This window comes from Pseudoalteromonas amylolytica (assembly GCF_001854605.1).
GTDB classification, from domain to species: Bacteria; Pseudomonadota; Gammaproteobacteria; order Enterobacterales; family Alteromonadaceae; genus Pseudoalteromonas; species Pseudoalteromonas amylolytica.
In genome coordinates this window covers 277,819-287,935 of the sequence record NZ_MKJU01000026.1, presented here as the reverse complement: position 1 = coordinate 287,935, position 10,117 = coordinate 277,819, and the positions used below count along the sequence as shown (strand labels likewise).

General features: G+C 43.9%; 11 protein-coding genes. 7 read left to right on the top strand and 4 right to left on the bottom strand.

Annotation, left to right across the window (positions count from 1 at the left end; translation table 11 throughout):
* Positions 1-1,350: 1,350 nt before the first annotated feature.
* The 4 genes from BET10_RS12140 to BET10_RS12125 form a co-directional block, all read right to left on the bottom strand.
* Positions 1,351-3,147, bottom strand: a complete 1,797-nt coding sequence (locus tag BET10_RS12140) for a sulfatase family protein (protein WP_070985842.1) — start codon at positions 3,145-3,147, stop codon at positions 1,351-1,353.
* 148 nt (positions 3,148-3,295) lie between these two features.
* A complete protein-coding gene (locus BET10_RS12135) occupies positions 3,296-4,483 on the bottom strand; it encodes a vWA domain-containing protein (RefSeq protein WP_070985841.1) in 1,188 nt (395 codons plus the stop codon).
* Positions 4,484-4,486: 3 nt separating this feature from the next.
* Positions 4,487-5,323, bottom strand: coding sequence for an AAA family ATPase (locus BET10_RS12130; protein ID WP_070985840.1), 837 nt, complete (start codon positions 5,321-5,323; stop codon positions 4,487-4,489).
* A 78-nt stretch (positions 5,324-5,401) separates the two neighbouring features.
* On the bottom strand, positions 5,402-5,629 hold the full coding sequence (locus BET10_RS12125; protein WP_070985861.1) for a DUF1653 domain-containing protein: 228 nt from the start codon (positions 5,627-5,629) through the stop codon (positions 5,402-5,404).
* 63 nt (positions 5,630-5,692) lie between these two features.
* Here BET10_RS12125 and BET10_RS12120 point away from each other — a divergent pair, with 63 nt between their 5' ends.
* Genes BET10_RS12120 through surE form a run of 7 tightly spaced genes read left to right on the top strand, consistent with a single transcriptional unit; the run spans position 5,693 to position 10,117 of the window.
* The gene (locus BET10_RS12120) at positions 5,693-6,172 is read left to right on the top strand and encodes a DUF2947 family protein (RefSeq protein ID WP_070985839.1); all 480 of its coding nucleotides are present in this window, start codon (positions 5,693-5,695) and stop codon (positions 6,170-6,172) included.
* 48 nt (positions 6,173-6,220) lie between these two features.
* Complete coding sequence (locus BET10_RS12115; RefSeq protein WP_070985838.1) at positions 6,221-6,853, top strand: hypothetical protein; 633 nt, start codon at positions 6,221-6,223, stop codon at positions 6,851-6,853.
* A 40-nt stretch (positions 6,854-6,893) separates the two neighbouring features.
* On the top strand, positions 6,894-7,187 hold the full coding sequence (gene ftsB / locus BET10_RS12110) for a cell division protein FtsB (protein ID WP_070985837.1): 294 nt from the start codon (positions 6,894-6,896) through the stop codon (positions 7,185-7,187).
* Complete coding sequence (gene ispD / locus BET10_RS12105; protein WP_070985836.1) at positions 7,171-7,875, top strand: 2-C-methyl-D-erythritol 4-phosphate cytidylyltransferase; 705 nt, start codon at positions 7,171-7,173, stop codon at positions 7,873-7,875. The genes ftsB and ispD overlap by 17 nt, the downstream gene beginning before the upstream one ends.
* Positions 7,868-8,344, top strand: a complete 477-nt coding sequence (ispF, locus tag BET10_RS12100) for a 2-C-methyl-D-erythritol 2,4-cyclodiphosphate synthase (protein WP_070985835.1) — start codon at positions 7,868-7,870, stop codon at positions 8,342-8,344. The genes ispD and ispF overlap by 8 nt, the downstream gene beginning before the upstream one ends.
* A complete protein-coding gene (gene truD, locus BET10_RS12095) occupies positions 8,341-9,384 on the top strand; it encodes a tRNA pseudouridine(13) synthase TruD (RefSeq protein ID WP_070985834.1) in 1,044 nt (347 codons plus the stop codon). Before ispF ends, truD begins: the two co-directional genes overlap by 4 nt.
* A complete protein-coding gene (surE, locus tag BET10_RS12090; RefSeq protein ID WP_070985833.1) occupies positions 9,368-10,117 on the top strand; it encodes a 5'/3'-nucleotidase SurE in 750 nt (249 codons plus the stop codon). The genes truD and surE overlap by 17 nt, the downstream gene beginning before the upstream one ends.

Below are 10,117 nucleotides of genomic sequence, written 5' to 3'. Positions count from 1 at the left end.
GAAACAGCGTCGATGATAGTGTGGCAGCTGCCATGTGAAAGTAGAACATCGCCAAGCACCTAATTATAGAAAGCCCGATTCGAAAGAGTCGGGCTTTTTGCTTTTTGGGTCTGTAGGTCGTGATAAGCGTAGCGCCATCCGACGTTTAAGAGAGTTCCTCAGCATTCTATAACCCTCGGCATTCTATAAAACCGCTCACTTCACCTTGCGCAAAGGAAACGTCCTCACTGCGTTCGTTATCGTTAACCCTTTGCACTTAATTCACCTTGCGCAAAAGCTACGGACTTCGTCCGTAATTTTGCACTGTAGCGTCGATGATAGTGTGGCAGCTGCCATGTGAAAGTAGAACATCGCCAGGTCCTAWTTAAGTAAAAAGCCCATCCATTGTGATGGGCTTTTTGCGTTTTTGGGTCTGTAGGTCGTGATAAGCGTAGCGCCATCCGACGTTTAAGAGAGTTCCTCGGCATTCTATAACCCTCAGCATTCTATAACCCTCAGCGTTCCATAAAACCGCTCACTTCACCTTGCGCAAAGGAAACGTCCTCACTGCGTTCGCTGTCGTTAACCCTTTGCACCTAATTCACCTTGCGCAAAAGCTACGGACTTCGTCCGTAATTTTGCACTGTAGCGTCGATGATAGTGTGGCAGCTGCCATGTGAAAGTAGAACATCGCCAGGTCCTATTTAAGTAAAAAGCCCATCCATTGTGATGGGCTTTTTGCGTTTTTGGGTCTGTAGGTCGTGATAAGCGTAGCGCCATCCGACGTTTAAGAGAGTCCCTCGGCATTCTATAACCCTCAGCATTCTATAAAATGGCTCACTTCACCTTGCGCAAAGGAAACGTCCTCACTGCGTTCGTTATCGTTAACCCTTTGCACTTAATTCACCTTGCGCAAAAGCTACGGACTTCGTCCGTAATTTTGCACCCCAGCTTGCGCAAAAGGAATGTAAGTTAAATATTTGCACTGTAACTCACTACGTTCGCTGTCGTTAACCTTTTGCACTTTAGCCCTTTAAACTTTTCTGCATAAGTTCCTTAAACGGGGTTGCAAATTATCACTATTGTAATAATGTACACAAAGGTGAGGTTGAATACCATTATTCAATGTAAGCCATTTATTATGAGGAATATGTATATGAAAGTTATCCCTATAAGTCTTCTTAAGTTAATAGTGGGCGGCAATTATAGTGGAGGGGACTATGATTTTGGTGTCTCTTATGACGATGGCCAAAGTGCAGATGGTGGATCTTTAGGTGGAGGCAATTCTGACGGTATGGAGCCGCCAGGAAGCTAGTAAACGGATAGTGTAAGTTGGGGCCACCACTATCAGTAGTGGCTCCTTTTTTGCAATTAGCGTCTCAGTGGAATAATAGGAGTGCCTTCAGAGGGTTTGCCTTCTACTTCTTTGTTGGTGTTATGTGGTAATAAACGCTTTTTCAAGCGCTGTTCTTTCATCACCATTTTTAATGCTGTGAGCACGCTCTCATCGACAGGTGTCGGGCAAAGTGGGCTCAAGAGGTTGTGCTCTTCAGTGGGATCATCGCTTAAGTTGTAGCATTCAAACTCGCTAGGAATAAACCTTGTGGTTGTTACATCATCAGGGTTACCAGAAGCGACTAGATGACTTAGGTCATAGCGAGAGTCTTGCCGTCCTATATTTTGGTTATCATCTTCTAAGCCATCTAAAAACCCTGTGTCTGAGTAGAATCTTGCATTATCAAAGTAGCGAACATATTTCCAGCGTGTGTCACCTGTTAACTCTGGCAACTTTGTAACAATCGCCTCAATATGGTTAGGCTGGATAATACTGTTGTATGGAACACCAGTCGCTGGGTTGGTCATATCACTACCAACTTCTACGTTATCATCGGTCATAAAGTAAATTGGTTCATCATTGGGGGATTGCTCACCTAAGAGAATCTTTGACAGGTCCCTTCCAACTAAAGGTCTGGCTTCGCTGTGGCTCTCACTGAGTTTTTGACGAATTGATTCAGTATCAACATTAGCTAAGCCTAACAGTGTTGGCAGTAAATCAACATGAGATGTAGTGACATCGAGTTGACCCGACTGTTTAAACAGATTCGGGTTAGAGACGATGAATGGAACGTTTAGTACCTCTTGATAAGCGCTATACCATTTCTGGTGTAAACCTCCATGTGCCCCTAGTAGTTCTCCATGATCTGATGTAAAAACCACAATAGTATTGTCGAACAATGAGGTTTGTTTAAGCGTTTCGTACACGCTTGTAATATGTTTATTGACTTCGGCCATCAGGTAGTAATAAAACTGCCGATAGCCCTCTGTCGTTGGCTGTGGCAAATACATATGAGGATAAGTGTATAAGTAGTCTTTTTGACAGCGAGGCTTACTTTGTAGACTCTCGGATTGACTGGGGGCTGGATCAACGGTTGGGAGTAAGCCGGCTTCTTTTTGTTGATAAAACTCTTCAAACCATTCTGGTTGGCGCGGTAGAACGATGTCGTGAGGATTTACAAATGAGGAAACAAGCAGAAAAGGCTGGTTATCTCCTTGTTGCGCCTGTTTATCTAGCATCAGTAAAGTTTCACATACTTGCTTAGCAAAGCCAGGATCTCGCACAGTACCGCAGTTATTTTCTGCTGCACCATGCGGTTCTGGTCCTATCCATTGATTAAAGCCAAATTTATCAAGTCGATTAGCTTGTTTGTAGAGGCTTATACGCTGGGGATAGGCGGCGCCTGAAATGGAATTACTTACTAAAGCCTGCTGTGTTCCAGGAACAAGAATATCTTCGTCTGATAAGTGCCACTTTCCTCTATAGTAAGTTTGATAGCCTGCTTCACGAAACCAAGAACCCATGGTTGGTACAGTATTTGGCTCTAACCAAAACATATTCTGATCAAACGAGGATTTTCCTATCCCTGGGGTTTGACTTACACCGTGTAAAGATGGGTATTGGCCAGTGTAGATTGATGTTCGGCTTGGCGCGCAGGCTGTTGACGCTGCATTATGGTTTACAAATTCGATTCCATGCTCGCGCATTTGCATCAAGCTTTCACTATTTTTTAATCGGTACTCTTTTGCTTCTGGGTTTTCATACGTGGGGGGAAACCTTTCCTCATCGGTTGTGATGATCAAAAAGTTTGGTTGTTTGCCGTCAATGTTCATTTGAATATCCTTCTCTGAGAGAGCGTTTGCTTCACAATCAGTGTAGTTGAATATTCGATATGAGAAGTAGGTCGTTAAGTGAATATCTCATGACGAGTAAAGCGGGTAGGAGTTGACCATCAGAGTAGCACTAATGGTCAGCAGTATGCTAGCTGAGGTTCTTGATTGCGTTACTTAAACCGTCAAGCGTTAATGGGTACATACGATCAGCCATAGCATCTTTGATGATTTCAATTGAGTGATAGTATGGCCAATGCTCTTTAGGTTGAGGGTTAAGCCAAGCGACCTTGTCAAAATGGTTCGTCAGTCGTTGTAACCACAAAGAGCCGGGTTCATTGTTCCAATGTTCTACACTTCCGCCTGGGTATGCAATTTCGTAAGGCCCCATCGTGGCATCCCCTACAAAAATTAGGCGGTAGTCTTTACCAAAGCGATTGATCAGTTGAAAGGTATCAATCTGGCTTGCTTGACGCCGAGCATTGTCTTGCCAAACATGCTCATACACACAGTTATGAAAGTAGAAGAATTCAAGGTGTTTGAACTCGCTCTGAGCTGCACTAAAGAGCTGTTCACACAGGTGTATATAATCATCCATAGAGCCACCGATATCGAACAACATAATCACATTGACAGCGTTATGCCGTTCAGGTGCCATTTTCACGTCTAGCATGCCTCCTTGTTTGGCGGTTGCTGAAATTGTTTCGTTTAAATCGAGCTGATCACTGGCTCCACTTCGTGCGAATTTACACAGCTTTTTAAGTGCCAGTTGCATCGTGCGGCTCGTTATTTCACTATCGCCATCAAGGTTACGGTATTGCCTTTTGTCCCACACTTTAACTGCTCTGCGCTGGCGGTTACCATCTTGACCAATTCTGACTCCCTCTGGGTTATAGCCATACGCACCAAAGGGCGATGTGCCACCAGTACCGACCCATTTATTGCCACCTGCATGGCGCTTTTGTTGCTCGGCCAGCCGTTGTTTTAGTGTTTCCATGAGCTTGTCTAGGCCACCCATGGCTTCAATCTGAGCTTTTTGTTCTTCGTTTAAGTGTTTCTCAAACTCTTTTCTTAGCCAGTCCTTTGGCAGCTCCGTGTTTTTCTTTAGCTGGCTCAAGAAATCGATGTCTTCAATACCACGAAAGTAATCAGCAAAGGCGCGGTCAAACTTGTCGTATTGGGTTTCATCCTTTACGAAAATCGTTTTACTTAACTCATAAAAAGCATCTAGGTCTGAAAACGCTAAGCCATGATTAAGGGCGTTGAGGCAATCAAGCAGCTCTCGCGGTGACACCTTCAGCCCATACCTTCTGAGAGTAAAAAAGAAATCGATTAGCATAATCTAACGCTTACTCAAAAAAGCCAACTTTTCGATAAGGCTCACATCTTGTTCGTTTTTTAACAGCGCACCAAATAGTGGCATCAGGCCACCAGTATTGCTTTGGTCTCGTAAAGTACTCATATCAATATCTTCTGCCATTAGTAGCTTTAGCCAGTCTAATAGCTCACTGGTACTAGGCTTTTTCTTGAGCCCCGGTACATCGCGTAGTTTGAAAAATGATTCTAGCGCTTGTTGGACTAAATCTTGTTTGATATTTGGGTAATGCACATCAATGATTTGTTTCATCTGTTCAGGCGATGGGAAATCAATATAGTGAAAAAAGCAGCGGCGAAGAAAGGCATCCGGTAGCTCTTTTTCATTATTCGACGTAATGATTACAATTGGGCGTACTTTAGCGCTGACTCTCTCGCCCGTTTCGTAAACATGAAACTCCATTTTGTCGAGTTCAAGTAGTAAGTCATTAGGGAATTCAATATCTGCTTTATCAATTTCATCGATTAACAATACAGGACGCTTGATGCCCTCGAACGCTTGCCATAGCTTGCCTTTGACAATGTAGTTGCTAATGTCATGAACTTTCTCATCACCTAATTGACTGTCACGTAAGCGAGATACGGCGTCATATTCATATAGGCCTTGCTGAGCTTTGGTGGTTGATTTGATATGCCACTGAATAAGCTCAGTGTTTAGACTGTTGGCGAGCTCTTGTGCGAGCATGGTCTTGCCCGTACCGGGCTCACCTTTAATCAATAAGGGCTTTTCGAGCACAACGGCTGCGTTTACGGCTTGCTTAAGTGCATTACTGGCAATGTAGTTATTAGTACCTTCGAAGCTCACAATATATTCCTAACGATCTGGTCTGATGAGACTATAGTGCCATAAAACCACCCTATAACTCTAGGCGTGTGCATTATTTCACGCGTCAGGTTCACATATGTATTTAAAGCGAGGTGTAGCTACGTCATCTACAGTGACATGTTCACAAAACATGCTTAATGGACGTACCCAAAAGTCAAAATTACCATATAAAGTTTGGTATACCACCATAAGCTCACCAGTTTCACTATGTGTTGCGATATGGTGTACTTGATACTTCCCACCTTTGTAATGTTGATAAATGCCCGGTTTTAATGATTGTTGCATTGTTTGCTCCTGTTGCTGTGCGGTATACTCGTCTGTTATTGACGGTGCCAACATGGCTGAGTAATGAATTATATTTCTATAGATGAGTTTAAAAAAGCTTGGGTTTTCAAACATCAGGATTTACCCATAGATGAGGCTGATCTAAACGCAATAAAACCAATGACCCGTGAGCGTGCAGCAGTGCTGTGGAGCACTATGGTCTCTAGAGAAAAGGATCATCCTGATTTTTTCACAAAATCAGAGTGGCCTGGCAATGATGAGACCTGGAGTGAGCAAGTTAACTGGGAGAAGCCATGGGAAGATGGCGAGCAAATACTGCCTCAAGAGATATGTGACTTTCTGCACTGGGAAGATAACACGACGGTTTATTTCTGTCTGTCGCGAGAGCTGGTAATTGAAACCCAGTTTGAGATATTTAAACGCTACTGGCAAAACTTCATGTTCCTAGCGGATGGTAGCTTGTTACTAGGTAAAAAGCGCGACTCGGTGGTACAGTTTTTAGAAAACGGTAACGCCAAGCTTGGACTGCGAGCGAAAGGCTAGCCTGCACGTGCTTACCATGCTATAACTTTCTCAGTTGATGGAGGGTGTGTGGTAAAGCAAAATATAGCAGATAGCCAGCAAAGCAACCTATGGCACAATGAACACGAGCGATTGCAATTTGCAGAGCTGGTTAACGTGTTTTATGCACGGGAAATACCACTACTAGCAAAGCAATTTAGTGGTGAGCAGTTACAGCGTAAGCTGTTGAGCTTGCCTTATTATGTTGAAAGGGCAGCTCGACACATTACCCAAGGAGAAGTCCCTTTACAATTAGATAGCCAAAATGGATGTTGGTTGGCACCACAAAAAAAGACACTGCCACAATTTGAACAGCAGAAAAATCAAATTTTTTTTACGCAAAAGGCAAAAGTCGGTCTGGTGGTTCCTGTGCTGATCTGTGACTCGGGATATATGCAGGTAGTCATGGACAGCTTAGATCAAGTAAGGGACAATGCGGTGCATTGTAACCAGTATGGTTGGTTTGACAGTTCAGGTGTTAGTCATCAACACACCTTTAAGTTGTACACACCAACAAAGCCGTTAATGACAGCGGCTTGCTGTGGTCACCGTTGGCAATACGAAAAAGTCGTTGCGCCTCGCTTGCTAAGCTTAAGAGAAATGCTGCTTGCCAGTATGATAAATTGGACCAATGTTAAAGCGACTAAACAACGACACCATTAACGCAAATTATGCAATAGCCTTGAGTTTGGGAGGCTAACGAGTGCGTTTATTTCAATTGATTTTACTGACTCTAGCGCTGTTCTTGCAGTACCGTTTATGGTTTGGCAATAACGGTATTCAAGATTACACACAAATTAAAAGTGCGGTTAATTCACATCAAGCCCTTAATGCCAAGTTATCCAAGCGCAACAAATTACTCAAAGCGGATATTGAAGATCTCAAGCTGGGCCTAGAAGGGGTTGAAGAGCGAGCACGTCATGAGTTGGGTATGATCAAAGAGAACGAAACATTTATTCGGGTTTTACCAAGAAAGCACAATGAATCAAACCATTAAAATTGCTGCCATTGTTCCTGCCGCAGGCGTGGGAAGCAGAATGCAAGTTGGCTATCCAAAGCAGTATCTAAAAGTTGCAGGCAAAACTATCCTTGAGCACACCTTAGCTAAACTAGGTGAGCTTAGTGAACTGTGTAAAATTGCCGTTGTCGTCAGCGACAATGATGAATACTTCTGTGAATTAGCGCTTTCTGAACAACGAATTATGCGCGTTAGTGGTGGAAAAGAAAGAGCCGAATCGGTACTGAATGGGTTACACGCCCTATCTGAGGTGCAGCCTGACTGGGTATTAGTGCATGACGCTGCTCGTCCGTTGGTGTTGGCAGATGATATTCGTACATTGATTAACGAATGTGTGCGCAATGACGAAGGTGGTATTCTTGCTGCGAAAGTAAAAGATACCATAAAACGCGGAAATACTCACAGCCTTGAAACGGTTCCAAGAGAGCAGTTATGGCAAGCATTAACCCCGCAGTTATTTCCTTATAAAAATCTCAAAGAGGCCCTAGAGCAAGCGCTTAGCAAAGGAGTTCTCATAACCGATGAAGCGTCTGCAATGGAATGGGCACGCCAGCCTGTTAAACTTGTATCCGGTCGCAGCGACAATATAAAAATAACCACCCCTGAAGATTATGACTTAGCTTGTTTTTTATTAGCAAAACAGCAGGAGAGTAAAAGCAATGATTAGAATTGGCCACGGCTTTGACGTACACAAATTTGGTGGAGATGGCCCGTTAACCATTTGTGGCGAAAAGATCTCTTACGAGCAAGGCTTTATTGCACACTCTGATGGTGATGTAGCTATTCATGCTTTGTGTGATGCTCTGCTAGGTGCATTAGCACTAGGTGACATTGGTAAGCATTTTCCAGATACTTCAGAGGAATTTGCGGGTATTGATAGCCGTATTTTGTTGCGCCGTGTTGTGGCACAGATGCAAGAAATGGGGTACCAGCTCGGAAACTGTGATATTACGATTGTTGCTCAGGCTCCAAAAATGAGGCCTCATATCGATGCGATGCGTGGGAATCTAGCGCAGGATTGTGCGGCGGATATCAGTCAAGTGAATGTCAAAGCGACGACTACAGAAAAGCTTGGTTTTGAGGGGCGTAAGGAAGGTATATCTGCCCATGCTGTAGTGGTGTTGATGAAATCATGAAGCAATTAAATTATTTATACGGCCAACCTTTGTCACGAGGGGACTTTAAAACTTCGGCAGAAGATTTTATGGTCGATGAGATTTTAGATGTTCCACTTACTGGAGAAGGGGAGCATGTTTGTCTGCAGGTGATTAAAAAAGGCGAAAACACACAGTTTGTTGCAAAACAAATTGCCAAGCTCGCAGGTGTGGTACCTCGAGAGGTAAGTTATGCGGGATTAAAAGACCGTCACGGTGTGTGTAGTCAGTGGTTTAGTGTACCAGTAGCGATAAAAAAGCACATTGATTTTAGTGCGCTCAACAGTGACAGCATATTCGTTGTGAAACAAGTCAGGCATAACCGTAAGCTTCGCACCGGTTGTCATAGCGGCAATCATTTTAAAATCGTGCTGCGTAATGTAGATATGCCGCTGGATATACTGTCGAGAATCAATGCGGTACGTCAAGGGGTGCCTAATTACTTTGGTGAGCAGCGTTTTGGCCATGATGGATATAATCTTGAAATGGCGGAGCGTCTGTTTGCGGGAGAGCAGATCCGCGATAAGAAGCTACGAGGCATTGTTATCTCAGCAGCACGCTCGCATATTTTTAATCAGTTAGTGAGTTTACGTGTTGCGGAACACGGTTTAGCAAAAACATGGCACAGAGAAGTTTTCCTACTCAGTGGCAGTAATGCATTCTTTGAAGATGATATCAGTGATGAAACGATAGCCCGTTTGAGCAGCGGCGATATCATGCTATCAGCGCCTCTGGTTGGTAAAGGTGAAAAGGGCTTGGTAGCGCAAGAAAGACAATGGTTAGAATCATATAGTGCTTGGCAACAGAGTCTGGGCCAGTTAGGCTTAAAAACAGAGCGACGGGCGTTGCGTTTGATACCAAATCAATTACAGGTCGAGACTATCGATAGCAATACCATTCAATTGTCGTTTAGTTTACCAAAAGGGACGTTTGCAACGGCTGTATTGAGAGAGTTAGTACAACACCGTGATGCAAGCAAAGATAACTTTAACCAAGAGGTCGTTGATGCGAATTCTGCTTAGTAATGATGACGGTGTGCATGCCAAAGGTATTGCGGTTTTATATCAGGCATTAAAACAAATCGCACAGGTAACGGTGGTCGCACCGGACCGTAATTGCAGTGGAGCAAGTAACTCTTTAACGTTACTTAACCCGCTGCGTGCCACAGTGTTGGAAAATGGTTTTATTTCGGTTAACGGTACCCCGACTGATTGCGTCCATTTGGGAGTCAGTCAATTGATGGATGAACTCCCCGATTTGGTTGTTGCAGGGATCAACAATGGCGCTAACCTAGGGGACGATACCCTTTATTCTGGCACTGTAGCCGCGGCCACAGAAGGGCGACATTTAGGTCTCCCCGCGATTGCAGTTTCTTTGTGCTCCAAAGAAGAAGCGCACTATGAAACTGCGGCGCAAATGACGTTGGATATTATTAAACAGTTACAGAATCATCCACTGCCTAGGGATCAGATTATTAATATCAATGTTCCTGACATTCCACTGACGGAACTCAAAGGTGCCAAAGTTTGCCGTCTTGGCGCACGCCATAAAGCTGAAACTATGACGAAGCAGCAGGACCCTTGGGGACGAGATGTGTTTTGGTATGGTAGTTTGGGCTCAGAAAGTGATGCTGGCGAAGGAACAGATTTTCATGCTGTGAACAATGGCTATGCTGCTATCACACCATTAAAAGTTGATATGACGGCTCATGACAGTTTAGACGCAATGGCAAATTGGTTGAAAGAGGTGAAATAG